Raw genomic sequence first — 24,246 nt, 5'->3', positions numbered from 1 at the left:
GGCTCCCGGTCCTGCCAGGTTGGGGTCGTTCGGAAGACCGGACATAAAACGGCCCAAGCCGATGCTACCAACATCGACAAGGGCCTGACCCTCAAGCCTTCGCAAAAAGGAATCGGGCTATGACCACGCATACTCTCTCTACCCCTGCCGGGGAAGTTATTCGTTCGACTGTCGCTGCGGCATCAATGTTCTCCCACCGCTCATTCGGTATCGGCGCTTACAGCATCGGCGAGCCGGCCGCGCTGCGCCGCCACCCGCATATAGTTCGCTTCGCCGAAGTCGAAGCCGATCTCGATCTGCTGATCGACCGCGCCATTGCGGCGATCGCCGACGGCGAACCGATCGAGGATGAGATCCTCGGCCACTACGTTCACATCGCCTCGCTTGTTCGCGCCGTGTCGTTCCGGGAAGGCAAGTTGCTCGAGCAGGCGGTCGAGCGACTGGCGAAAGCCAATCCCAACATTATTGTCTTGACCCAGTCGTTGAAGCTGCCTTTGGTCAAGGCGGCGCTCGAAGCCGTCGCCGGAAACGACTGGTCGTCCCTTGACGGCGTGAAGCTCGACTGCGAGGCGCCGGCCAAAGGCAGCTATACGCCCGACCTGATCGTGGTGAACCGGACAAAGCACCTGGCCTACATTCTCGACCTCAAACGCTCGCTCGCCTCCTACGGCGACACCAGCCGTCTCGAAGAGCTGAAGATGAAGATGATGGCCTCGGCAATGGTGTTGCCGGACTGGCTCTACAAGAACCACAAGCGGCTCATGATCGATACGGTCGAGGTTGCCATCGTCGATGGCGCCAGCCGCCCGAGCGATCATGCCACCGGCATCTGGGCTCTGTCGGAGATCGACGACCTGCTCGAGATCGACGGAGTTGCGGCCTGCATGGCAGAACTGCGTCTGCGCTTCGGCCGCCGCGTGCAGCAGCTTCTTGAGGCGGAAGCCCGTAAGGCACTGGGTGTGGTGGCAATGGCCAAACCGGATACGGCGCCCGCCGCTGCCATTATCGCAAACCGGCTGATCGCTCTGAACGGTCCAGCCCGCACTTTCGAGGAAGAGCAGGTGATGGGCGCGCCGGACGAGGATGATGGCCATTGCGATCTCGGCTGCTTCGACGATCAGGACGACGAGCCGGAACCCGCCCGTATCCGGGTCGGCTTCGCCCGCCGTCCGCGTCGGCACTGACGAGCCGCCAGCCCAACGGTACTGATCGCGGCCGCGCCTGAAGCGCGTGGCCGGCTTCCCTCATCCTCCATTCCACGAACGCCGGATGCGATGCGTTCCGGCGAGGAGACAGTCATGTCCATCGATACCCACAGCCCGTCTGTGGCCGGCTTCCGTTGCGAAGCGGTCACGACCGACACCATCGCGTCGCCCTGCCTTCGCAGTAGGCTCGCGAATATCCCTCCTGTCCAATTCGATGACGTGGACCACGGTTCGAGCGATCGCGACGACCCCGCCGTTCTGATCGGCCTGGCGCTTGCCTTCGTCCGGCAAGGTTCTTTGCTGGATGGCTTTGTGCCGGAGCCTGTGATGCTGCGGTTGCGTGCAGTTGCCGACGGCGGCAATGCGGCATGCCGTCTGCTGCTCGACTGGCTGCGGAGCCGCAACCGGCATCTCGATCAGTCGCGGAATGAATATCTGAGCCTGTCTGGCTCTACGGGTTCGTCGGCTGAGGCGCATCCCTCGCGTCGTTCGCCGCGCGAGCGTGTGTTGGCGCGGATCCCGAATCCCGGTGGCATTGATGGGCGGCGTGGTCGAACGCGTCCGCGGGATCCGGTGAAGAACGCCCGGACGGCAATTATTGCCGCGGAGACGGGAGGCCGGACTGATGGATAAGCTCGCCCGACTGCTTGTTCGCCGTCTTCGGCACCTTGCGCGCCGCGAGGCGCGCCGGATCGCTCTGCGCAACGGTCTGCTGGAAAGCAAGATCGTCGATGTCGACGGTCATCTCACCTGCCGCTACAGTCCAGCCTTCGATACGACACGACTGACCGGCGATCCGATCCGTGACGATACCTGGTTCCGGCGGAATTTTGGTGATTGGCTTATCCCACCGAAGGATACCGGCAATCCGACGACCGGCTCTGCTGGCGATGGTGTCGTGACCACCGGGATCGTTCATCCGTCGTTCGCCTCGCAACTCTTGGCCCTCCCTCGGGTGCGTCGCGGTACAATCGCGCATGACGGAGTGCTGGGTAACGGAGTTGATCGGCGCGCTTACGCCGTCGGCCTGGTGGATCGGGCAGTCGCTCAGCCACTGGTCAGTCAAATCGTTGCAAGCCTGGTTCTGGCGCGCGCGGTGAAGAGCAGCGGGCGGTCGCTTCGGGAGATCGTTTATATGCTGACCCGTGTGACACCGGTCATCACACTCCATGCGCCACTTGCGGGCTTCGAGGGGCAAGTGCTGCGGCTCCTGGAGAAAACCCGGCTGGTGCCGGGCGGCCCGTTTGCGATCGTCGATGCGGACCACATGTTCAACGACGATCACTTCGATGTCCTCGAAGGTGAGGCACGCAGGCGCCTGATGACCTTCTCGGGCGCCGGCGTGCATCGTGTCACGGGCAATGCCCTGCGCCGGCGGATGCTCAGTGCGCTGTCGCGTGACTTGTCGATCCTCGCCATCGCGGAAAAGCGATCGGACATTCCCTCGCTGCTGCAGATCTCCGCCGACCTGTCGCTGGAAACGGGAAAGCTCGATCGCAGGTTCGTCACTGATCTGGTCGAGGTGCTTTACCCTGACGAGGCAATCGAGATGCTTGGCCTACCGTCGGATTCCGATGCGCGCTGGTTGTCGCTCGAGGATCTGGTTCTTGCCTTTCGTCCGGGGCGGCATGTTCGCGACGTGCTGCATGTTCTTGCAGTGCTCATTGAGCGGAATCGCAGTGACTTCGAGGAAGAGGAGGACGGTGGTGGCGGGAGCGACGACAAGGCATCCGGTTCGGCATCGTCGAGCACATCCACCGAGAGGCCCCAAGGCTCGCACGAAAAGCCGAAGTCGACCGACAGTGACAGCAACGGCCGCTGGAAGAAGGACAAGCCGTCCGGCGCTGAGGTGATCCAGCCGGAGCCTTTGCGAACAGCAGGTGAGATCGGCCACAAGCCGCCAATGACCGTCGAAACGCTATCCGGATATGGCAAGGCGAAGGAGTGGGCGCTCGATCTCAAGGCAGATCTGGACGATTACCGGGCAAGCATTCTGGCTTGGTCGGAGATGAGCACCAAGCTGCTACTGTCCGGCCCGCCCGGAACCGGCAAGACCACCTTTGCCCGGGCGCTGTGCAACAGCCTGCAAATCCCGCTGGTCGTTACATCAGTCTCGACCTGGCTGCAGGGCGGTCATCTCAACGACGTGATCGACAGGATGAGCAAGACGTTTGTCGAGGCGCGGGCCATGGCGCCGGCGATCCTGTTCATCGACGAGATCGATGGTATCGGCAAGCGGCAGCCGGCGGAGCGGGAGCATTCGGACTATTGGAATACCGTCGTCAACAAGGCGCTGGAACTGCTCGATGGCGCGATCAAAAACGAAGGGCTGATCATCGTCGGTGCCACCAACCGGCCCGACCATATCGACGATGCCATCAAGCGATCCGGACGATTGGAGACACATATCGAAATCCCCAGGCCCGATGTGCCCACCCTCGGGGAAATCCTCGCTCATCATCTCGGCGACGATGTGACATCGCTGATCCGGGAGCCAGTACCAGAAACCCGGTCGGAAGCCGAGGACGGATTCTCGCTGAAGAGGATCGTTGCCGACTATCTGGAGGAAGACGCAGAAAGTGAACGGAAGGGAGCCAGCCGATGACTGAAGCACAGAACAGCAACGCGTCGGAATTGTCGGCAGCCGCGCAAGAAGGCAATTCTGCTGATGCAATTCTGCGGCGTCTCGCCACGCGCGCCATGGGACTGACGGGCGCCGATATCGAGCGCATCGTCCGGGAGGCTCGCTTGAAAGCGCGGCGTGGCAAGCGGGCGATCCGCTATGAGGATATCGAAGAGGGCATCCGCGGTCATCGGCCGCCCGTGCCTTATAATCTGCGCTGGCGCTTCGCCTTCCACGAGGCGGGGCATGCCGTCGCGCATCATGCTCTCGATCTCGGACCTGTTCGCGGGCTCAATATTGATACCGGCGAGGGCGGCTATAACCTCGTCGGCTTCCACGCCTGGGCGACCGATACCCACGATTGGTACGAAAACATGTTGACCATGCTGATGGCCGGGCGGGCTGCCGAGCAACTGGTGCTCAAACGTGTCTCGAGCGGTTCCGGAGGGACCGACGACAGCGATCTGGCGCGGGCCACGCGCCTTGCCTTCGATATGGAGCGCACCCTTGGCTTCGGGAGCGAGCATCCGCTGCTCTATCGGCCCCATCGCGATCCGGGCGCGGTGTTTGACCGAGATACCGAACTGGCCGCTCGCGTTCATGCCAGGCTGGTAGCGGCACTCGACCGGGCAGCAACGATCCTCAGGAGGCGCAGGCCAACCTTTCATGCCCTCGCAAAGGCGCTGTTCGATGCCCAGGCAATGGATGAAGGGGCAGTCAGGCAGATCCTGACATCTTGAATCGTTCGGGCGATGAGGGGTGCAGGGGCCGCCGTCATGACAGCGTTATTGAAGGCGCGCGAACCGCACGAAGTCATGGTAAGCGATCTGGTCAAAGATAAGATCAGCTCTGCCGCAATAGGTCAGGAGGTGAGGGCACGCGCCATGCTCGTTCAGCAAAAAAAAGCGACGTCCAGTCCAGTGCGAGATTGCAGTCGACCTCAAGGGTCAATTTACTTGCGCGGCTAAGCCGTGCCGAGTTGTTTCCTGTGGGAGCTCATCGATGAAGGTTACAGAGAGCTATTTCTTTTGCTACCTCTGATTTTACATAGGGGTTGGGGAACTCGTTTTATGAACGACGTACATTTTTCGGTTAATACACGACTGACAAGACTTCTGGGTGAAACCTATCGATCGAGTGAAGCAGCCCTAAAGGAACTGGTCGACAACGCATGGGACGCTGACGCCAAAAATGTTTGGATCACATTGCCGGCGCCTATGTCGTCTGATCCGATTATCGTCCGCGACGACGGTTCGGGAATGACATCTCTGGAAATGAGGAACGAATACCTGAACATAGCCAGCGATAAGCGGGCACGTACAGGCGAACGGACGCCTCTTCTAAAGCGGAAGGTCAAGGGTCGCAAGGGCATCGGTAAGTTCGCGGGCCTGTCATTGGCAAGTCGGATGGATGTTTCAGCGGTCGCGCGCGGTCGGAAATGCAGCCTGACCATCGACAAACTCGTCCTGGCCGAGAACGAGAACGACTTGGAGGCAGTGCCGCTACCATTCATCGAGGAGGATGGAGGCGAAGTTCCTGCAGGCACTACAATCATTCTGTCCGGTCTCGATAGCCGTTTGAATTTCCCAACGCCGGACCGATTTCGAGAAATCCTCGTGCATGAGTACGGCCGGGAGGAGTCTTTCAAAGTATTTGTGAACGAGGCGCAGCTATCCGTCGATGATGTTCCTGGTGTATCGCGGGAAGTTGAGCAGATGCTTACGGAGAGCGGCTCAGTTCGACTGAAGTTCACAATCGCGGACGGGAAAAAGGCCCCTAAGGCTCCGGGCATAGTGCTGAAGGTGGACGGGAAGGTCGTCGGGAAGCCAATGATGTTTGGCCTAGATGATGACGAGGAAATTCCCTTTAAGTTGTCGAAACGAGTCTACGGAGAGGTGGAACTCGAGGGTAGCGACCACTTCGTAACTGCCGATTGGGGCGGGGTGGTTGAAAATAGCAAGGCGTTCCAGGAAATCCAATCCTATGTAAAATCGATCGTCAAAGAAGAGCTTAGGGAGAGCCACTCTCGCGATATGAACCTTCAGCTAGCTCGATTGAAGAAGCAGTTGGACGCTAGGCTGAAAGACCTCCCCGAACATCGCCGACGCTACGCAGAGGAAGCCCTCCACCGGATTTTGCAGCGTTTCTATCGGGAAAGCGAAGACCGCATTGCGACGATCGCAGAAGTCGCGCTCGACGCCATGGAGCATGACGCCTACTGGGCCGTACTGGAGCGGATAAATGCCACCGATCGGAAAGATGTCAGTTCCTTTGCAGCGGCGCTTGAAGATTTTGGGATGGTTGAGCTCTCTGGGATCGCTGCTCAAGCGACCAGGCGAGTGAGATTTTTGGACTACCTCGAGGAGCTTATCGACAACGAAGCGACCCTCGAAAAGGACGTCCATAAGGCCTTCGAGACGAATTTGTGGCTTCTCGGCCGCCAATACGCTCTGATGTCATCGAACTTGACCCTGAAACGGGTCATCGCGAACTATAGTGATAAGAAATTTACGGGCGAGCGGGCTTCGAAACGACCTGATCTTTTGTTGTCGCAGGATTTAGCTGACAGTTATCTGCTGATTGAATTCAAACGCCCCAACCATCCAATTTCTCGGGAAGACATTGCTCAGGCCGAGCAATATCGCGATGACTTGTCAGGGACCATCACCTCAAGCAGTCCGTTAAGGATCTTGATGATCGGTAAGGGCTCTGCAGCCTCTATGGACAAGAGGTATGGGACTGACATGACGACGGTTAGTTCTTACGCAAGCGTGCTTTCGTCCGCTCGCACGGAACTCAACTGGCTGATTTCATCGCTAACCTTCGAATAGGAATTGTCGATGTCACAAACGAAATCCGCGCTATCGTCGCGGCCGGGGCTTGGGACTGTTGTCTGGAGGACTTGGCACACGGCAGCATTTTGAAGTTACAGCCCTGGACGATTCTGTCCGCTCCAGGCCCCGTTCGGCCGTTCTCCATATGACAAACGGACGTTTTCCGCTGAGCAGTTTCAGCGCGCTAGTTCTTGAATAACAGGGCCGGAGGTTCATATCCCATCAAGAGCGCGGTTTGCCTCCTGAAATTGCTTCTCCGCGGCGACGGAGGGGTTCGCGACACAGCCGATGTCGCAGAGATTGGCTTCCCGAGATATTGCACCGGTCCAGCCGCACCTGCCAACTTGGTCGCCCGTCATGCATCGGATATGAACCAGCCTGTTACTTGCGGTGGTGTCGCGGTTTATCCCGACGACATTATTTTCGGTGACAGCGAGGCCGTCATCGTCATTCCTCGAAAATCCGTTGCCGAGATTGCTGACGAGGCTGTCTCGATGGAAGAGCAGGAAGTGTTTCTGAAGGCCGAAATCGAAGCCGGTAGGTCTACCCTCGGCGATTATCCTCCAAATGCGGAAACGCTTACCCGTTTCGACGTATGGCGAGAAAAGTCTTCCATTGGAGCAAGTATCGAACATCCTACGAAGACTGGCGGTGGAGGAAACTGCGCAGCCAGTCTTAACATTGCGAGCATCGCACGCTCAATGAGCGTAGGAGTGCCTCGAACATCGGGACAATCAAAATCTCAGGCACACCTCGGAAAATGGGCAATGATTGCGGGCGGGGTCCGCTAATAATGCGGCACCCACAGCACAACAGCGGTACACGCTCTATGTCGTGCTCGGCGAGACACTTCTGGTTGGTCTCCCGATCGACGTTTGCCGCTCCCATTCCGCAGTCCGGAATGTTTGGCGCAAATGAAGCAGGTCTTTGGGCGAAACCAGTCCGACGAGTATCCGAGTCGACGCACTGACAATTGCGACCCGACCCGTATTCTCGCTCAGCATCAGATCGGCGATATGTCCGACCGGATCGTTCTCATAGCCAACGGTGAAGCTCCTCTGGCCAAGAATTTTTGCAAGCGTCAGACTGGGCTCAAGATCGCTTTGCTGCCAGAGTAGGATATCAGCGCGAGAGACCATTCCGATCAGCTTTCCATCAGCTTCGGTGACCGGATAGCTTCGGTGCTTGTCGGCCGTGGACGTAAAGAACTCGATTGCATCAACGACAGCCATTGATGCAGGCAGGGTATCGACGTTTCGGATCATGATTTCGCCCGCGCGCATGTGTTCAAACATATCGATCCCGTATTCGCGGGTGATATGCTGGCCCCGACGAGCAATCTTTTCCGTGAGGATTGAGCGACGCATCATCAACACGGTGACAGAATATGCGCTTACGGTTCCAATGAGCAGAGGAACCGCCATGGTGAGATCACCCGTGATCTCGACGGCAAAGAATATTCCGGTCAGCGGTGCGCGCATTGTTCCGCCCATCATCGCCGCCATTCCAATCAGAGCCCATATGCCAGGCTCGCCTGGAAGTATCAGACCAACCAGATATCCGAGTGCGCCTCCAAGTATCAAGAGAGGCGCCAGCACACCCCCGGAGGTGCCGGATGACAATGCCACCAACCATATGCCGGATTTTACCAGCAGGATCGCAATGACGGCCTTCGCCACGATGTGATTACCAAGCATATCAGCGATGATGTCGTAGCCCACACCGAGAGCACGTGGCTCGATCAGGCCACCTAGACCAACTACGAGGCCACCGAGCGCGGGCCACCACATCCAGTGAATCGGTAGGGTCTCGAACAGATCTTCAATCTTGTAGAGTAACTTCGTCATGAGCCCTGATTGCAGACCGGAAACGATCCCAAGCACGACACAGAGCAAAAGGCTCCACCAAGGCAAATCAAATCCGAATTGGGTCGGAAAAAGCGGACCCGCATCGAAATAATACGGGCGCCACGTGACCGAAACCGCAGCGGCGACTGCAACAGGGATAAAACTGCGCGGTTTCCATTCGAAGAGAAGAAGTTCGACTGCCAGCATGACTGCCGCGATCGGAGAGCCAAAGATTGCGGTCATCCCTGCAGCAGCACCTGCGACAAGAAGCGTCTTGCGTTCAGCAGAACTCATTTGGAAACACTGGGCAAATAGGGAACCAATGGCACCACCTGTCATGATGATTGGACCTTCCGCACCAAAGGGTCCGCCGCTGCCAATCGAGATCGCAGAAGAAAGCGGTTTCAGGATCGCCACTTTGGGAGACATCCTACTGCCACCGATGAGAATGGCCTCGATAGCCTCAGGGATACCGTGACCTCGGATCTTCTCCGACCCGAACCGAGCCATAAGCCCAATCACAATTCCCCCTAGAATTGGAGCAGCGACCATCCAAACCGATGGCTGAATATTTGCGAAGCTCACTTCGTCAGTACTAACGCGTCCCATCCAGACTACGTTCGTCACGAGTTGAATGAGGCTGACAAGGATCCAGGCAGCGAAAGCGCCTGCAGAGCCGATTAGAACGGCCATCGCGATGAGAATAAGAACTCGTCTGTCCGTGGTGAAGTCACCGGATTGGCGCCGGGATAGGCCGCCGACGAAGTCGTGAGACGCGAAGTTAGGTTCTGGTTCTTTCATCGCCGAATGGCCTTGAAATGAGTTTTCAATGCGAAGGTCGTGGCCATTTACATCGTATTACGATATAAATCAATGAGGGCCGCTGAGTTGCTCGCAGCTTTAAACCAGGCATTGCATTCACCACCCCAAACCATAAAGAAATGGAAGAGATTCAAAAGAAAGGTCGTGTGTCGTGGATAAACCAACCCAGTCGGAATATGAAACGCTTGCGATTTTTCGACATACGCTCCGGAAGTTTTCCGAGTTTAGCACCTCCGCAGCCCAGACTCAGGGTCTGCCGCCACAGCAGCATCAGGCACTCTTGGCGATCAAAGGCCTTGCGCTCGGGGAGGTTATGACTGTGGGCCTCCTTGCGGAACGTTTGATCATCGCGCCGCATACGGCGACAGAGCTTTCTAATCGCCTTGTTTCGGGAGGCTACGTTGTCCGCGAAACAGACCCGAACGACCGTCGACGCCAGACGTTACATCTCACTAAAAAAGCGGACGACATAATGAGGGACCTGAGCGTTATCCACTTGAAAGAGATCAGGGAGATGGCCCCCCAATTAATAAGGATACTAGAGAGGCTGATGCCTGACACTCGGACCTAAATCTAAGGGCCAACACGCATCGCTGTGGCGGTGTGCTTGTTCACGACGGCTGGTGCGAAAACTTGGTTTCTTATGATGCATGTAGAGGACCATACAGCCTAATACCTGTACTCATGTTGAGGGGAAGGGGCCGCATATCCCGCACGCGAATAGATCTATTTTATCCATATATATATATATATCAAATTGGTAACAAGAATTAGCTTAGGGAAGAATACATTCTTGCGAGTCATTGTACTTTTCCACCTACAAACGACGCGCCTCCCCCAGTGGGATGCGACTTGACCCGGACAGATTTCGTCACAACTTTCCCTGTGGCATCGAAGTAGAACGCTCTGGCTTTGCACCGTCAGACTATAGGTGAAGAATTGACTTACACAGCGCTTTTTCAAGCCTCACAGCTTGTCAACTTGGACGTCTTTGAACGGCGCCCGATGGTGGCCAAATGCTCACTTGCACGGGTGGCGACAAGTAAGTCCCCGATCATTTCGCAAGTGCTGTTTCAAACTCGGCCACAATCGCCTTGATCAGCTTTCCGGTGATCCTGTCCTTCTGCCAGAGTGCCGTCATCTCCACAGGTGACGTGTCCCAATCCGGCAGAACCCGCGCGAGCCTGCCCGTCGCCAACTCTGTCTCGATCATGAAGTTCGGTAGGTTTGCTACGCCAAGACCTGCAAGGACGGCATCGATCAGGATCGTCTGTCGGTTAGCTGCAAATCCGATCTTGGGATGTGCCGTTGCAGTCTGCCCCGCCGCGTTACGCAAATCCCATTCCACCAGATCACGGCGAATGGACACTGCGGGTACATTCGCGAGATCTTCAGGTCGATTGATATTCGGATGGCTGGCTAGGAAGGCGGGATTGGCTACCAAGGTTCTTGGCAGACTAGCGATCTTTTTAGACATGAGACCTGAATCGGCGAGGGAACCCATCCTAACAACGAGATCATATCCTTCCTCAATCAGCGATACTCGGCGGTCGGCGAGCGTCATGTCGATGACAACTTCAGGAAAGCGCGTCTTAAAGTTGATAAGGGCCGGAGCGAGGATTTCAGTCGCCATGTCAGGCGGCAATGACATCTTCACAGTACCAGACAGAGCGACCTTCTCATCCTGAACCTCGGCGACTGCCTCTTCGGCGAGCATGAATGCGTCGTGGCTTCGGTCGAAGAGCTGCTGTCCATGTTCGGTCAGCACGATACCCTTCTTGGTCCGGCGAACGAGCCGGACGTTCAGCTTGTCTTCCAAAGCGGAGAGCCGTCGCGACAGCGTCGCCTTGGAAATGCCCGTAGCGCGCTCGGCCGCAGCCAAGCCACCCGCCTGTGCAACACGAATAAAAAGAGCGAGCCCGTCGAAGTCATCGAATGTTTTCATGTTTCATAAATGGAACACGAAGTTGGCATTTTTCAAGTCTGCCGAGACGTGCGTTTCAAGATTATCTTCTGTTTTAAGCAATCACGCTTAACTACGCACAGGAGATCATGCCATGTCTAAGCTGTTTACTGCCGAAAATTCCGCCCTCCTGCTCATCGACCATCAGGTTGGCACGATGCAGCTCATCAAGAACATTGATGTCGCCCAAGCCAAGCGAATGTCGCTCGCACTTGCCAAAGCCGCTAGCATTCTTGGCATCCCTACCATCCTGACATCCAGCCAGGAAGAGCGTCTGCAGGGACCTTTACTGCCTGAACTCCAGGAAATCCTTCCGGTTGAGTTCGAGAACCGAGTCAAGCGCGAGGGCATCGTCAACGCTTGGACGGATACCAACTTTAAGGCCGCTGTCGAAGCCACGGGTCGCAAGAACCTGATTATGGCGGGCGTCACCACTGACGTGTGCCTCGTGTTCCCGGCGATCGATGCCGTCGGCGAAGGCTACAACGTACAGGCTGTCATGGATGCTTCCGGTTCGCCTTACGAGCTGTCCGAAGACATGTCCCGCCGCCGCATGCAGGACGCAGGTGTGATCCTGACGGCTACCAACACCATGATCGCTGAGCTTGCGCAGAACTGGGGCTCCGAAAACGGCCAAAAGCTGATTCAGCTGTTGTTTACTGAAGTTCTGCCGCCGATCGGCCACTAACCAAAAAATGCGCCCGCTGCAGACAAGGAGAAATGAAATGAACATCAGGGTACCTTCGATCACCGGAACAGGGGTCGTGCCGCCCGAGACCCATCAGCAGCGGGCGCATGGTCCTTTCCAGCTCCGCCGGATCCGTCCGGGTATCACCCTCGAACGGGCAGGTGATCCGGGCTTCGGCGGGCTCGGCACCATCGATCACGCCAGGCTTCAGCCTGGCCTGGTTGTGCGGATGCATGAGCATCGCAACGACGAGATCATCAGCTACATGCGCGCCGGCCAGATGCGCCACACGGACTCCGCTGGGCACAGCGAAGTTCTCTCGTCAGGGCGGTTGATGGTGATGAATGCAGGGCATGGCTTCTCGCACGAGGAAGAAGTCGTTGGCCACGATCAAATCGAGATGTTGCAAATCTTCGTCCGCCCTCAACTTTCGGAGATGACACCAGAAGTGCAGTTCGTGGAACTGAAAGAGGCGGAACGGAACGGCCAATGGCGGCTTCTAACAGGCCCTGCCGGATCGGAAGCGCCTACGTTCGTTCGTCAGCAGGTCTATCTCTACGATGCACATCTCGCCGCCGGAGAGACGCTCGACCTTCCATCACGTGATGGATTTGATCGGTGGTTCTACGTCTTCGACGGTGTCGTTTCGGCTGACGAGATGCATGTCGCCAAATACACCGCTCTCATGGTCGGTGGCGGCAAGGAGAACGCCAGTATCACGGCGTTGACCGAGGCGGATGTCGTGACCTTCCTCGTAGATAGGACCGCTCAGTTTTCCCGCGACGGCACCATGAGCGGCTAAATGAAAAGGAATGATTGCTCCAGAAATGCAGCAGTCATTCCCATTTCTGGAGGCTTTATAACGCCCTCGCAGCACCCGATCTTCAGTAAGATTGCGGGGAGGTTTACTTCAATCGCGCATGCCGAACCCTTTGGCAACGACCAGATGTACGGCCTCCACGCGCGGTATCGGCTGGGTCCTACCGCGATCTACTCGATAAAAAATCCAAGAGGAGACATTCCATGCCTTATACCGATCACACCAACGCCACACTGGCGGACCTGATTTCCCTGAAAGGACGCACGGCCGTTGTGACCGGCGGAGCCGCGGGCATCGGTCGTGCGATCTCCAAGCGTCTTGCCGAGGCGGGGGCCGACCTGGTGATCGGCGATCTGGACGAAGCCAAGGCGAGCGAGACTGCTGCCGAACTTTCGATCTTTGGCGGCGCGCACATTGGCGCGAAGCTTAATGTCGGCGACCATGCGTCCATCACCGCACTCGCAGATCTCGCAGTGGCCAAGACGGGTCGACTGAACATCTGGGTCAACAGCGCGGGGATCTACCCGTCGAATCCTGTTCTGCAGATCCCGGACGATGAATGGGATCGCGTCTTCGACATCAACGTCCGCGGCACATTCAACGGTGCACGCGAAGCCGCCCTGCGGATGGAAGACAACAAGGGCGTGATCGTCAATATCGTCTCGACCGCTGCATTTAATTCTAGCAACGGTGCCAACCCGGCCCATTACGTTGCTTCAAAGCACGCTGTCGCAGGCCTGACGAAGAGCCTTGCAGTTGAGTTGGGACAGAGAGGGTTGCGTGCCGTTGCCGTTGCACCAACTTTGACAGAAACGCCTGGTGTCGCCACTAAGCGAATCGATCCCGCCGCCGCTGAAGCTTTGGCAAAGTACGGTCAGTCGCTTCCGCTCGGTCGACTTGGCCAGCCGGACGATATCGCGCGGGCGGTTCTCTTCGCCGCTTCGGATTTCGCCGGGTTCGTGACGGGGAGCATCATCGCAGCGGACGGAGGTGACCTGGCGCGATAACGGCCGCCTCCAGTTCTCATCACTATGGACCCCGTCTGCCCGAACGGCAGGCGGGGTCTTCTATTTCAGGCGCGCTTTCAGGAAGTCGATGAAGCGCTGCATCTTGGTGGGCCGGAGAAGAGTCTCCGTGTTGCCTTCTATAGGGCGCTGATCCGGCTTGAGAGTGTCGAGTTCGGGATGCCAAGGGACTCGGACGTACATTGAAAACTAATCAACCGCGCGACCTCGATGAACAGGTCCGTGTTGTTCAGAATTCCAGAAATCACCCCGTCGGGTTTGTTACCACGCTCGAAGTCGATTCGATCGCGTTGACTACGGCGCTCTCTTTTTGTGTGATCAGGCGGGCGCTCTGCTGTCCTGAGAGATGTGTCCAAAGCCAGCTCCACGCGACAGCGAAGCGTGATCGCGTCCCGATTAGGAAATAGACATGGGCGAGGCCCCAGACCCACCACGCTAACGACCCCTTCAACTTGAAGCGACCGAAATCAATTACTGCGGAACGCTTGCCTATGGTGGCGAGATTGCCCTGATGACGGTATTTGAATGGGCCGGGCGCGGACTTGTTCGCCAACCTTGCGCGGATAACCTGGGCGACGTATTCGCCCTGCTGTTTTGCCGCGGGAGCCACCCCAGGTACGGGTTTGCCGTTCGCCTGTATAACCGATGCGGTGTCGCCGATTACGAACACGTCCGGATCCACGGAAACCGAAAGGTCGCCGCTGACGATTGCTCGCCCCGCGCGGTCCGCTTCGATCCCCAACCACTTCGCTGCCGCTGATGCTTGGACACCTGCTGCCCAGATCACTGTCCGGGAAGAAATAAACTCGCTGCCGATTGTCAGCCCTTCCTTGCTGATTGTGGTGACCGGCGTGCCAACCCTGACCTCCACTCCAAGCTCCTCGAGAGTGGCCTTGGTATAGGCTGACAGATCGTCGGTGAAAGCAGGCAGGACCCTTGGTCCCGCTTCGACAAGCAGCACACGTGAACGGGATGTATCCACGTTGCGGAAGTCCTTGGGCATGGTTCGCTTTGCGAGTTCCGCGATCATTCCGGCCAATTCTACGCCCGTTGGCCCGGCTCCGATAATGGCAAAGGTTAGGAGAGCGTCCCGCTCGGCATCGTCCTGGGCCATCTCCGCGCGTTCCAGTGCTACTAGACCGCGTCGTCGTATCGTCGTCGCGTCTTCCAGGGTCTTGAGACCTGGAGCGGCATCTTCCCAGTCATCGCGACCAAAATAGGCGTGGCGCGCACCTGTTGCGAGCACAAGGGTGTCATAGTGCAGTTTGGTGCCTGAACGGAGCATGACGGACTTTTCGGAACGATCCACGCCGATGACCTCGTCAAGGAGGGTCGTGACGTCCTTACGGTTACGGAAAAGCCGACGGATAGGCCAGGCGATGTCAGATGTCGCAAGTACAGTCGTCGCAACTTGGTATAAGAGCGGCTGGAAAAGGTGATGATTACGCTTGTCCACCAGTGTGATCCTGGTTTTCGCGCCTTTGAGTTTATGGACGAGCTGGAGTCCGGCAAAGCCACCGCCGACGACTACGATCTTATGTTCCGCCATTATGTCTTCCAGGTTGTTTGTTAAAGACTGCGCCGAGCGGGCGGGACCGCGGCATTTGAAAAGGGATGCGCCGGTTTGGCTCGACGCATCCCCTGGAATTACCAGGCGCTCATGCCGCCATCGGCCAGAAGATCGGCACCCGTTACGTAGGATGCTTCGTCGGATGCGAGGAACAGCGCGATGGACGCAATCTCCTCGACTTTCCCGAGGCGGCCGAGCATGACGCGGCCGAGCATGTAGTCAGCCCATTCCTTGTCCTGTAGAAGCGGACGTGTCTGGTTGGATTCGATGACACCAGGGGAGATGGTGTTGGCACGGATGCCGAACTTGCCACCTTCCATGGCGAGGTGGCGTGTCATCCCGAGAATGCCGCCCTTGGCGGTGCTGTGGGCAATGCCAGGAAGCGTCTTGAGGCCCTGCCAGCCGGAGATGGATGCGGTGTTGACGATCGCGCCGCCGTTCTTCTTCAGGTGTGGCCAGGCCGCCTTCGTCAGGAGATAGACTAGGTTGATCTCCTCATTGAGCGTCTTGTGCCAGTCTTCGTCGGAGAGTTCGCCGAACCATCCGAAATACGCCATGGCTGCATTGTTGTAGAGAGCGTCAATGCGGCCGTAGGTCTGGATCGCCAGATCGACGAGGGCCTGGCACTGCGCTGGATCGGTGAGGTTGCAAGGGTGGAGCGAAACCATGTCACCACCTGCTGCTCTTACTTCTTCTACGATCGATTCCGCACCAGCCGGGTAAACATCGCAGCCGATGACTTTCGCCCCCTCACGAGCAAACATCAGAGCCGCTGCACGGCCCATGCCTCCGCCTGTTCCTGTGATGATGCAAACTTTATCCTGGAGTCTTCCTACCACTGTTTTCTTCCTTGATCCGTTCGGCGACCAGCGGTCACGATGCCGACTAGGCAAAGCGACTTGGCGTCGCGCGTCCGCCCTTTGTGAGGCTCGGTCTCCGTCAACGATCTGCCATCTTGGCGACCCGGAATGCGCGAATGCAAAGATACCTGCGATCATCCGCCGCATAAATGGAGCAAACAGACCAAGATCGGAAATAACTGATCCAATTATGGAGCAATCAAAGATCGTCTTTCAGCTTCGTTTTCAGAAACTCTATGAACCGCTGCGTCTTTGCAGGAAGGAGACGCGTCTCGGTGATTGCGAAGAATGGCATCGGAGCACCACTCCAATCGGGGAGCAGTCTCTGCAGCTTACCTTGTTTTAGTTCGTCCGCGACAACCTTTTCAGGAAGGATGATGATCCCCTTATCGAGTGCAGCCAACCCGCGGATGAGAGCGACACTGTTCAGTCGAAACCGCCCATTGACCTTGGCCTCAACCGTTTCTTTGCCGTTGGTAAGTTTCCAGACATTGTCTCTCATCCAGTATAGGCATTGGTGCTGGCCGAGTTCGTCCGGGTGCCTTGGTTCGCCCCGTAGAGCGAGGTAGCCTGGAGATGCGTACAGGAATGGTTTAAGGCGCGCCAATGGTCGTGCGATCAGATGCGAGGTCCCGGGTTCTCCCATTTGGATGACAACATCGAACGGTTCGGCGACCGGGTCAACCGAGCGCTCGGTAAGTTCGAAGTCGAAGGTAATGCCGGGATACCTTTCAGAGAACTCGGCGATGATCGGGACAAGGTATCCCGTCGCGAATTCAACCGGGAAGGACACGCGTAACAATCCTGTAGGCTGCTCCAGCATCTCGCCGAGTTGCTCGTGTGCGAGCTTCGCCTCGTCGACGATCCGCCTGCATCGCTCGAAGTAGATCAGCCCGGCTTCCGTCAGTTCGATCCGTCTCGTCGTGCGATGAAGCAAGCGGAGGCCGATCGTCTTCTCCAGATGAGCGACACGGCGCGAGAGCGTCGAATTCGGAACGCCGGTAATTTGGGCCGCTCCCCGAAAGCTCTTTGCCTTTGCTACCTCGACGAACAGGGCCATGTCGTTCAACAATTCCATGGTTGCCTCATTAATGGATCAATGAGTTCCAATATGGCCTATTATATTCGGTATGTGGAGCGGCCATTTTGTGAAGATTGAAACATTCAGGACCTTCTCCCATGAGCAAAATCTTCACTCCCGTACGCGTCGGGCGCTACGATCTTTCCAATCGCCTTGTCATGGCACCGATGACCCGATCTCGGGCAGGTGATGGCGATGGTGTCATCGCCGGATATGTCGCCGACTACTACGGTCAGCGGTCGGGTGCCGGGCTGATAATCAGCGAAGGTGTCTATCCGTCGGCTAGCGGAAAGGGCTACGTCAGCACCCCCGGCATTGAGAGCGACGCTCAGGTCGAGGCTTGGAAGAAGGTGACCGATGCTGTTCACGCAAAGGGATCCCGCATCTTTATGCAGGTCATGCATTGCGGCCGCATCTCCCATCCATCGATGCAGCCGTACAATGCACTTCCTGTCGCCCCCTCTGCAATCAAACCAGCAGGTAAGACCTGGACCGCGACTGGGCAGCAGGAATTCGTTACCCCGCACGAGCTGACCGTTCCGGAGATAAAAGGAGTTATCGCCGACTACCGGGCGACCACGCGTCGGGCGCTGGAAGCAGGGTTCGATGGTGTCGAGCTACATGCTGCGTCTGGATATCTTCCTGAGCAGTTTCTGTCGAATGGAAGTAACAAGCGCACCGACGAATACGGCGGTAGCATCCGCAATCGCATTCGCTTCGTCCTTGAAGTTCTGGCGGCCATGGTCGATGAAGCCGGTGGAGACCGAGTCGGGATCAAGATCTCCCCCGAAATGAACTTCAACGACGTTATCGATGACAACGCGCAAGCGCTATATTGGGAACTTGTGGAAGAACTGAACCAGTTTGGTCTTGCGTACCTGCACCTCACACGTCAGGGCACTCCTGAGATAGACTATCACGCGCTGCTTCGGCCGCGTTTCAAAGGTCCCTACCTGATGGGTGCGGGGCTGACAAAGGACACGGCGGAGGCCGCAATCGGTGCGGGCAAGGCTGATGCCGTGGTGTTTGGCGAGTTGTTTCTGGCAAATCCCGATTTGCCAAAGCGTTTCCAGCAGAGCTCGGAATTCAATGAGCCTGACAGGTCTACCTACTATGGTGGTGACGAGAAGGGATACACGGATTATCCGAACCTGAAAGTAGCTGAATCTGTGTGACGCTTTCACTGGCGCTTGGTCTTTATTGCCTCGAGCGCCAGTATTCCAATCAGAGTTGAACGCACTCAATGTAATTGCTTATTGTCGCTCTCGCGCTTTCCGTCCGCCACAGAAGCTTCATTTCCATCTGCGGCAAGGGATCGGTCACTTCGAGATAGACGACACCCCGGAAGTTCAAGGACTGCATGGGCGAGGGGACGAACGCGACACCAAGTCCGGAGGACACATAGGTCATCAGGCTCATGATGTGGCTCGTTCTGTAGACATGCTGAGGTGCCAGATCCGGGAAAGAGGTCATCACTCCGGCGATGTTCGAGCGACCGTCTGGTTCGGCATAAACGGCAAGGTTTTCGCCGGAGACATCGGCCACCTTAGCATGCCCGGCTTCCGCCAGTCGATGGTTGTCTGCCACGGCAAGCAGCCACGGCCATGATCCCACCTTGCTCGAAGTGACACCCTTCGGTTCCTTCCCCGTCGTCGCCGCATATCCTACATCGATGTCATCACGAAGCAGGGCATCGGAAACCTCGCTGCTTGGCATCTCCTTCAGGGTGACGTTGACGTTCGGCCATTCCGACGTGAAGCGCCTGATTGACGAAGAGATCAGCCCAGCAATTGCCGCGTTCGCTCCGTAGCCCAGCCTCAATGTTCCCGTCTTGCCCCGGGCGAAATCCCTGACGGTATCGAGCGCCGATCCAACCTGCGCCAATGCTGCGTAGCTCTCCCGGAGGAACTCGCGGCCTGCCTCGGTCAGTTGGACACTCCGTTTCGTCCGTTCCAACAACTCGATCCCTAAAATCTTCTCGAGCGACTTGATTTGCGCCGTAAGGGCAGGCTGCACAATGTTCAGACGAGTAGCAGCTCGCCCGAAATGCAGTTCCTCGGCCACGGCGATGAAATACCTGAAGTGCCTAAGCTCGATGCCTGGATGACGAATGCCTGCAGTTTCCAATAGTAATCACTCCAGATGATTAATGGCGATTAAGAAGCTATTGGAAGTGATATCCCGGAATGTGCTTACTGTCTTGGAAAAAGGATAGAACCATGCTCCAGCCCACCCCGAACAAAGGACCGGCCGCCGTCGCCGTCCAGCAGCAAGACACCGCGCAAACAAAGCCCGCCCGCGATTACACGAAGCTTCTGATCCCGTTATCGGTTGTGACGGCCGTCCTGGTGCTCGTCGGTGTGAGTTCACAGCGCTGGGACAGGTGGATGGCAGGAGCCGACACGCAGACAACCGACAACGCCTATATACGTGCGGAACTGAGCCGCCTCAGTGCACGCGTTTCCGGAAACGTCAGCGCCATCAACGTTGGCGACTTCGATCATGTCAAGGCTGGAGATGTTCTGGTCGAGATCGATCCTGCTGACTATCTCGCCAAGCAGGCGCAGGCAAAGGCGGCTCTTGACGCAGCGATCGGACAACTTGCCAATTTGGAGAACCAGAAGACCCTCCAAAAGGCCGCAATCTCTCAGGCAGAAGCACAGTCAGCAGTCGCGAAGGCCAATGCCGATCTCGCGAAGACAGAGGCTGACAGACAGGTAGCGCTTGCCGATAAGGGGGTTGGTACGCAGCAGAAAAATGAACAGGCACAGGCCGCCGTGCAAACCACTATAGCATCAGCACTGGCCGCTGAGGCATCTGTTGCATCGGCACGGGCACAGCTCGAATACATCGGCGGTCAGGCCGATCAGCTTACAGCCAACGTGGAAGCTGCACGAGCGGCCCTGAAGACTGCCGATCTTTCGGTGTCCTACACCAGGATCATTGCGCCTTTCGATGGTGTGGTCAGCGAACGCCAGGTCCATGTCGGCGACTATGTCACGGCGGGGACAAACTCGATCTCGATCGTCCCGCTTCCTGATGTCTATATGATCGCCAACTTCAAGGAGACCCAGCTTTCCAGGATGAAGGAAGGTCAGGTGGCGACCGTGACAGTTGATGCACTGCCCGGCGAATCCTTCAAAGGTCACGTTACACGTCTGTCTCCAGCCTCCGGTTCGCAGTTTGCGTTGCTTCCCGCAGACAACGCCACCGGCAACTTCACCAAGGTGGTCCAGCGTGTACCTGTCAGGATCGATTTTGAGGCTTCGCCGACGCTGGAACACCTGCGATCCGGCATGTCGGCCGTAGTCACGATTTCGGTTGGCTCGGAAGGCCGTTGATGTCATGGGCGAAATTCTGAAGCTGGTCCTCCCGTTCCGGAGCACAGGGCGGGAAACTCATCACCCGATCCTTGCCGTCTGTGCCGTTCTGCTCGGTCCGTTCATGGTCGGCTTTCATAGCCGCCTGTTCGGAATCGGGCTTGTAGACCTGCGCGGTGCCTTCGGTCTAGGGTTTGACGAGGGTTCCTGGCTAAGTACGCTGGCGACGGCTCCCCAGATGGTGTTCGCACCCGCTGTGGCATGGCTGGCCGCCGCGTTCGGCATCCGACGTGTGATGGTCGGCCCCGCCCTGATCTACGCCACGATCTCGCTGATGATCCCATTCACGAGAGACTTTACGACACTCGCCGTTCTGCATGTCATCCACGGGTCGCTTCTGGGTGTCTTCGTTCCGGCGACCCTGATGATCATCTTCCGGAACCTTCCGATGAAGTGGTGGATCACCGCGATTGCGATCTATGCCTTTCGAGGCGCCTTCACCGTGAATTCCGGCACGGCGCTCCTCGACTTCTATGTCCAGCATTTCGGCTGGGAATATCTCTACTGGCAAGATGTCGTCCTCGCTCCGCTGCTTGCCTTTCTCGCTTTTAAGGGCGCGCCTCGGGAGAACGTGAACATGGACCTCGTCCGTCATGCGGACTGGGGCGGCATGCTGTTTCTCGGCATGGGCATGGCGATGCTCTTTGTCGCAGTGGATCAAGGCAATCGTCTCGACTGGTTTGAGAACGGGATCGTGATATCGATGTTTGTTGGCGGCATAGTGCTGATCGCGGCGTTCTTCGTGAACGAGATGCTTGTCGAGCGGCCATGGGCGCATCTGGGTGCGATCGGAGCGCGCAATGTCGTCCTTCTCCTGTCCGTCGCTCTGTTCTATCTCATGAGCAGCATGTCGAATTCGGCTCTGGTCCCGAACTATCTGACGGCAGTCGCCGGGCTACGTCCGGAACAGATCGGTGCCACACTGGTCACCTGGGTCTGCGTTCCTCTTATGCTCATGACACCGATCGCTGTCTGGGCAATGCATCGCACCGATGGTCGCTTTCTGCTCTTCACGGGACTGTGCTGCTTCGCTGGCGCATCGCTCATCGGCACGGGCCTGTCGCCCGACTGGAACGGCGATAGCTTCCGGACGATGTGCGTGCTTCAGGGGGCGGGACACATCCTCACCTTTCTGCCCATCATCGTGCTCACGGTCGCCAATGGTGACCCCAAGAAGGCGATCGCGGTCGCCGCCTATATCCAGGTCATCAGGCTACTAGGAACCCAGACGGCGCAGGCTTTGATGACGACCTATCTTCGTAAGGGAGAGCAGTTTCATTCCTATCTCACGGGACTGAATGTCGAGCGGGGATCGGAGGCCTCGGTCTCGGCACTGGCAGCGTTGGCCCACAAGATGGCAGGTGCGGGAGCAGCGTTGTCACAGAGCCGTGCCACGGCGGTCCTGTCGCAACAGGTCCAGAAGCAGGCTAACGTGCTCTCCTACATAGATGCGTTCTGGCTGACTTTCTTCTGCGCTCTCGGGGGACTCGTGATTCTAGCCTTCGTTAGCAAGGCGCCAAAGGGGCCGCTGACGGCGTAACCTCTCAAGATGTCAGGAGAGAAGTATGGCTCAGACACCAGAGTTTCATGGTGCTTCCTTGATGCTCGTTCGCCGCATACTTGATCAGTTCTGCACTGAACACGACCTCGCAATTTCCGATGCAAGGGCAGTCGCGGCGGCGAGGTTTCTGATGGACCTTACTCTATCAGAAAAGGACGAATCAGCGGAAATGTACAGAAGAGTCGAGGACTGGTTCAACCACACACGAAGGAACCCGTGATCGCAGGCATAGTGTTCCAATTCCGGAACACGAGAACGGCATATTTCGAATCTTGAGCATTATCAAGCCAGTGATACATTCATATTCGAAACAACGGGACAAAATGCATGACCGACCATTCGATCACGACCATCCCCGCAGATACACCACTTCCGGCGGACGATCTTAACCGTTCGCTGACTGTCGTGTTGCCGGACGACCCATCGATCCCTCACATCTCGCAAGCCGGTAACGTCTACACCATCCTGGTATCAGGCGAGCAAACGGAAGGGCGTTACACCCTGATCGATATGCTCGTCCCTGATGGTGGCGGACCGCCTCCGCACAGGCATGACTTCGAAGAGATGTTCACTTTGCTCGAAGGCGAGCTAGAATTCACCTTCCGCGGAGAAACGCAGACCATCCGCGCACCAGCGACCGTGAACATCCCCGCCAAAGCCCCGCACCGTTTCGCCAACCGATCCGGAAAGATGGCGCATATGCTCTGCATGTGCACACCTGCGGGACAGGAAGAATTCTTCCTTTCGATCGCCGACCGCATTCCTGATCGTCAGTCTCCGGCTCCCAAGCCCGACGCTGTCACGCAGGCTGAAAAGAAGAAGCTCGCTGATTCTCTGGCGCTCAAGTATCGGACCGAGTTTCTTACGGCCAAGTAATCGCCCGACAGGTCCGCGACGGCCTGCCGATCAACCTATCAATCGCCGAAGTATTGAACTCGACCGAAAGGACGAGCGCTTCGACACGCGTATCAAAGAGAGTGATATCCATGACCAAGACAAGACCACTGGACGGCTTCGGTTCTGTGACAGGGGTGCCTAAACTCCCCAATGGCTTCCGCGACGTGTTCAGCAGCCATCGTGTCGATGCCAACGGCATCGGACTTCATGCAGTTATCGGCGGGCAGGGGCCAGCACTCCTCCTGCTCGGTGGTTGGCCGCAGAACTGGTTTGCCTGGCGCTACCTTATGCTTCCGCTCAGCCAGCATTTCACGGTCATTGCCGTAGACCCTCGTGGTGTCGGTCTGTCCGAAAAGCCTTCCGAAGGCTACGATGCCGACACTCTTTCTGCCGACATGTTCGCCCTTATGGACGCGCTCGGTCACGAGAAGTTTTCGATGGTCGGACATGATGTCGGTCTGTGGATCGGTTACGTGATGGCCGCCGACCGCCCGGATCGCATCGAGCGCATCGCTCTCGGCGAAGCCATCGTCCCCGGCCTGTCGCCGTCGCCGCCGCTGCTCAGTGACGACCGCTGGGTCAGCGATTTCCTCTGGCACTTCAACTTCAACCGCGCGCTCGGCGTCAACGAACGCCTCGTCGAAGGTCGTGAGGACCTTTATTTCGGCTACCAGTTCGACACGAAGTCGGGTTCTACGGAGAAGTATCCTGCCTACGGCAAGGAGTTCTATATCGAGACCCTCCGCCGGGTTCCTGGCGCGCTCAAGGCAAGCTTCGACTACTACCGCGCAATTGATCAGTCTATCCCGCAGTATCGTCGCCGCAAGGAGGCGATGATCAGTATCCCGGTTCTCGCATTCTCCGGGGCCCTTGCATGCGGTCCGATGGTCGAGAACGAGTTGCGTACAGTCGCGAGCAACGTGGAATCCGTTATCATCCCGGATTGCGGTCACTATCCGGCCGAGGAGCAGCCCGAAGCTCTTCTCGATGCTCTGCTAAAATTTCTGACGCCCGTCGATAACTGATCTGAGCCGTAGCCCCACAAACCCAATTCGACGCACAAGAGGAAA

The 24,246-nt window shown here is 57.4% G+C and carries 22 protein-coding genes; 16 read left to right on the top strand and 6 right to left on the bottom strand.

The annotated features are described in order from the left end of the window. The first annotated feature begins 119 nt into the window (after positions 1-119). The 6 genes from FY156_16955 (at position 120) to FY156_16930 (ending at position 7,453) form a co-directional block, all read left to right on the top strand. Positions 120-1,184, top strand: a complete 1,065-nt coding sequence (locus tag FY156_16955) for a hypothetical protein (GenBank protein ID UXS03263.1) — start codon at positions 120-122, stop codon at positions 1,182-1,184. 114 nt (positions 1,185-1,298) lie between these two features. Next, on the top strand, positions 1,299-1,838 hold the full coding sequence (locus FY156_16950) for a hypothetical protein (protein UXS03262.1): 540 nt from the start codon (positions 1,299-1,301) through the stop codon (positions 1,836-1,838). Continuing rightward, the gene (locus tag FY156_16945; protein ID UXS03261.1) at positions 1,831-3,810 is read left to right on the top strand and encodes an ATP-binding protein; all 1,980 of its coding nucleotides are present in this window, start codon (positions 1,831-1,833) and stop codon (positions 3,808-3,810) included. Before FY156_16950 ends, FY156_16945 begins: the two co-directional genes overlap by 8 nt. Beyond that, a complete protein-coding gene (locus FY156_16940; protein ID UXS03260.1) occupies positions 3,807-4,568 on the top strand; it encodes an ATP-dependent Zn protease in 762 nt (253 codons plus the stop codon). The genes FY156_16945 and FY156_16940 overlap by 4 nt, the downstream gene beginning before the upstream one ends. Positions 4,569-4,898: 330 nt before the next feature. Beyond that, positions 4,899-6,659: an ATP-binding protein gene (locus FY156_16935; protein ID UXS03259.1), complete on the top strand. Its 1,761-nt coding sequence runs from the start codon at positions 4,899-4,901 to the stop codon at positions 6,657-6,659. 194 nt (positions 6,660-6,853) lie between these two features. Beyond that, a complete protein-coding gene (locus tag FY156_16930) occupies positions 6,854-7,453 on the top strand; it encodes a hypothetical protein (protein UXS03258.1) in 600 nt (199 codons plus the stop codon). Between the two features lie 36 nt (positions 7,454-7,489). Here FY156_16930 and FY156_16925 read toward each other — a convergent pair whose 3' ends face one another. Then, positions 7,490-9,310: a chloride channel protein gene (locus FY156_16925; protein UXS03257.1), complete on the bottom strand. Its 1,821-nt coding sequence runs from the start codon at positions 9,308-9,310 to the stop codon at positions 7,490-7,492. A gap of 172 nt (positions 9,311-9,482) precedes the next feature. Between FY156_16925 and FY156_16920 the strand changes: the two genes are divergently transcribed. Then, positions 9,483-9,902, top strand: coding sequence for a MarR family transcriptional regulator (locus FY156_16920; protein ID UXS03256.1), 420 nt, complete (start codon positions 9,483-9,485; stop codon positions 9,900-9,902). A 483-nt stretch (positions 9,903-10,385) separates the two neighbouring features. Here the strand turns inward: FY156_16920 and FY156_16915 are convergent, their stop codons facing one another. Beyond that, a complete protein-coding gene (locus FY156_16915) occupies positions 10,386-11,276 on the bottom strand; it encodes a LysR family transcriptional regulator (protein ID UXS03255.1) in 891 nt (296 codons plus the stop codon). Positions 11,277-11,388: 112 nt separating this feature from the next. On the opposite strand from FY156_16915, the gene FY156_16910 reads away from it, so the two are divergent. The 3 genes from FY156_16910 to FY156_16900 all read left to right on the top strand — a co-directional run bounded on the left by FY156_16910 (position 11,389) and on the right by FY156_16900 (position 13,809). Then, positions 11,389-11,982, top strand: coding sequence for an isochorismatase family protein (locus tag FY156_16910; GenBank protein UXS03254.1), 594 nt, complete (start codon positions 11,389-11,391; stop codon positions 11,980-11,982). A 37-nt stretch (positions 11,983-12,019) separates the two neighbouring features. Further along, on the top strand, positions 12,020-12,784 hold the full coding sequence (locus tag FY156_16905; GenBank protein UXS03253.1) for a pirin family protein: 765 nt from the start codon (positions 12,020-12,022) through the stop codon (positions 12,782-12,784). A 221-nt stretch (positions 12,785-13,005) separates the two neighbouring features. Beyond that, entirely contained in the window at positions 13,006-13,809 is an 804-nt protein-coding gene (locus FY156_16900; GenBank protein ID UXS03252.1) for an SDR family oxidoreductase, read from the top strand. Positions 13,810-14,071: 262 nt separating this feature from the next. On the opposite strand, the gene FY156_16895 is transcribed toward FY156_16900, so the two are convergent. The 3 genes from FY156_16895 to FY156_16885 all read right to left on the bottom strand — a co-directional run bounded on the left by FY156_16895 (position 14,072) and on the right by FY156_16885 (position 17,335). Continuing rightward, the gene (locus tag FY156_16895; protein UXS03251.1) at positions 14,072-15,376 is read right to left on the bottom strand and encodes an NAD(P)/FAD-dependent oxidoreductase; all 1,305 of its coding nucleotides are present in this window, start codon (positions 15,374-15,376) and stop codon (positions 14,072-14,074) included. A 98-nt stretch (positions 15,377-15,474) separates the two neighbouring features. Continuing rightward, positions 15,475-16,395: an SDR family oxidoreductase gene (locus FY156_16890; protein ID UXS03250.1), complete on the bottom strand. Its 921-nt coding sequence runs from the start codon at positions 16,393-16,395 to the stop codon at positions 15,475-15,477. Between the two features lie 61 nt (positions 16,396-16,456). Beyond that, positions 16,457-17,335, bottom strand: coding sequence for a LysR family transcriptional regulator (locus tag FY156_16885; GenBank protein ID UXS03249.1), 879 nt, complete (start codon positions 17,333-17,335; stop codon positions 16,457-16,459). A gap of 101 nt (positions 17,336-17,436) precedes the next feature. Between FY156_16885 and FY156_16880 the strand changes: the two genes are divergently transcribed. Beyond that, a complete protein-coding gene (locus FY156_16880) occupies positions 17,437-18,513 on the top strand; it encodes an alkene reductase (protein ID UXS03248.1) in 1,077 nt (358 codons plus the stop codon). A 49-nt stretch (positions 18,514-18,562) separates the two neighbouring features. Here FY156_16880 and FY156_16875 read toward each other — a convergent pair whose 3' ends face one another. Then, positions 18,563-19,465, bottom strand: coding sequence for a LysR family transcriptional regulator (locus FY156_16875; GenBank protein ID UXS03247.1), 903 nt, complete (start codon positions 19,463-19,465; stop codon positions 18,563-18,565). 92 nt (positions 19,466-19,557) lie between these two features. On the opposite strand from FY156_16875, the gene FY156_16870 reads away from it, so the two are divergent. From FY156_16870 to FY156_16850, 5 genes are all read left to right on the top strand, one after another. Then, entirely contained in the window at positions 19,558-20,679 is a 1,122-nt protein-coding gene (locus FY156_16870) for an HlyD family secretion protein (protein UXS03246.1), read from the top strand. 4 nt (positions 20,680-20,683) lie between these two features. Continuing rightward, complete coding sequence (locus FY156_16865) at positions 20,684-22,258, top strand: MFS transporter (protein UXS03245.1); 1,575 nt, start codon at positions 20,684-20,686, stop codon at positions 22,256-22,258. A gap of 25 nt (positions 22,259-22,283) precedes the next feature. Then, on the top strand, positions 22,284-22,499 hold the full coding sequence (locus FY156_16860; protein UXS03244.1) for a hypothetical protein: 216 nt from the start codon (positions 22,284-22,286) through the stop codon (positions 22,497-22,499). Between the two features lie 107 nt (positions 22,500-22,606). Continuing rightward, positions 22,607-23,155: a cupin domain-containing protein gene (locus tag FY156_16855; GenBank protein ID UXS03243.1), complete on the top strand. Its 549-nt coding sequence runs from the start codon at positions 22,607-22,609 to the stop codon at positions 23,153-23,155. A 110-nt stretch (positions 23,156-23,265) separates the two neighbouring features. Further along, positions 23,266-24,201, top strand: coding sequence for an alpha/beta hydrolase (locus FY156_16850; GenBank protein UXS03242.1), 936 nt, complete (start codon positions 23,266-23,268; stop codon positions 24,199-24,201). The last annotated feature ends 45 nt before the right edge of the window (positions 24,202-24,246 follow it).

The sequence above is a fragment of the Agrobacterium tumefaciens genome (assembly GCA_025559845.1).
GTDB lineage: Bacteria > Pseudomonadota > Alphaproteobacteria > Rhizobiales > Rhizobiaceae > Agrobacterium.
This window is presented reverse-complemented; position numbering and strand designations above follow the sequence as displayed.

Bases quoted from the DNA above. Each gene is read 5' to 3' on its own strand.
- FY156_16955 (UXS03263.1), top strand. From the start codon at position 120: ATGACCACGCATACTCTCTCTACCCCTGCCGGGGAAGTTATTCGTTCG.
- FY156_16950 (UXS03262.1), top strand. From the start codon at position 1,299: ATGTCCATCGATACCCACAGCCCGTCTGTGGCCGGCTTCCGTTGCGAA.
- FY156_16945 (UXS03261.1), top strand. From the start codon at position 1,831: ATGGATAAGCTCGCCCGACTGCTTGTTCGCCGTCTTCGGCACCTTGCG.
- FY156_16940 (UXS03260.1), top strand. From the start codon at position 3,807: ATGACTGAAGCACAGAACAGCAACGCGTCGGAATTGTCGGCAGCCGCG.
- FY156_16935 (UXS03259.1), top strand. From the start codon at position 4,899: ATGAACGACGTACATTTTTCGGTTAATACACGACTGACAAGACTTCTG.
- FY156_16925 (UXS03257.1), bottom strand. From the start codon at position 9,310: ATGAAAGAACCAGAACCTAACTTCGCGTCTCACGACTTCGTCGGCGGC.
- FY156_16915 (UXS03255.1), bottom strand. From the start codon at position 11,276: ATGAAAACATTCGATGACTTCGACGGGCTCGCTCTTTTTATTCGTGTT.
- FY156_16910 (UXS03254.1), top strand. From the start codon at position 11,389: ATGTCTAAGCTGTTTACTGCCGAAAATTCCGCCCTCCTGCTCATCGAC.
- FY156_16905 (UXS03253.1), top strand. From the start codon at position 12,020: ATGAACATCAGGGTACCTTCGATCACCGGAACAGGGGTCGTGCCGCCC.
- FY156_16900 (UXS03252.1), top strand. From the start codon at position 13,006: ATGCCTTATACCGATCACACCAACGCCACACTGGCGGACCTGATTTCC.
- FY156_16895 (UXS03251.1), bottom strand. From the start codon at position 15,376: ATGGCGGAACATAAGATCGTAGTCGTCGGCGGTGGCTTTGCCGGACTC.
- FY156_16890 (UXS03250.1), bottom strand. From the start codon at position 16,395: ATGATCGCAGGTATCTTTGCATTCGCGCATTCCGGGTCGCCAAGATGG.
- FY156_16885 (UXS03249.1), bottom strand. From the start codon at position 17,335: ATGGAATTGTTGAACGACATGGCCCTGTTCGTCGAGGTAGCAAAGGCA.
- FY156_16880 (UXS03248.1), top strand. From the start codon at position 17,437: ATGAGCAAAATCTTCACTCCCGTACGCGTCGGGCGCTACGATCTTTCC.
- FY156_16870 (UXS03246.1), top strand. From the start codon at position 19,558: ATGCTCCAGCCCACCCCGAACAAAGGACCGGCCGCCGTCGCCGTCCAG.
- FY156_16865 (UXS03245.1), top strand. From the start codon at position 20,684: ATGGGCGAAATTCTGAAGCTGGTCCTCCCGTTCCGGAGCACAGGGCGG.
- FY156_16860 (UXS03244.1), top strand. From the start codon at position 22,284: ATGGCTCAGACACCAGAGTTTCATGGTGCTTCCTTGATGCTCGTTCGC.
- FY156_16855 (UXS03243.1), top strand. From the start codon at position 22,607: ATGACCGACCATTCGATCACGACCATCCCCGCAGATACACCACTTCCG.
- FY156_16850 (UXS03242.1), top strand. From the start codon at position 23,266: ATGACCAAGACAAGACCACTGGACGGCTTCGGTTCTGTGACAGGGGTG.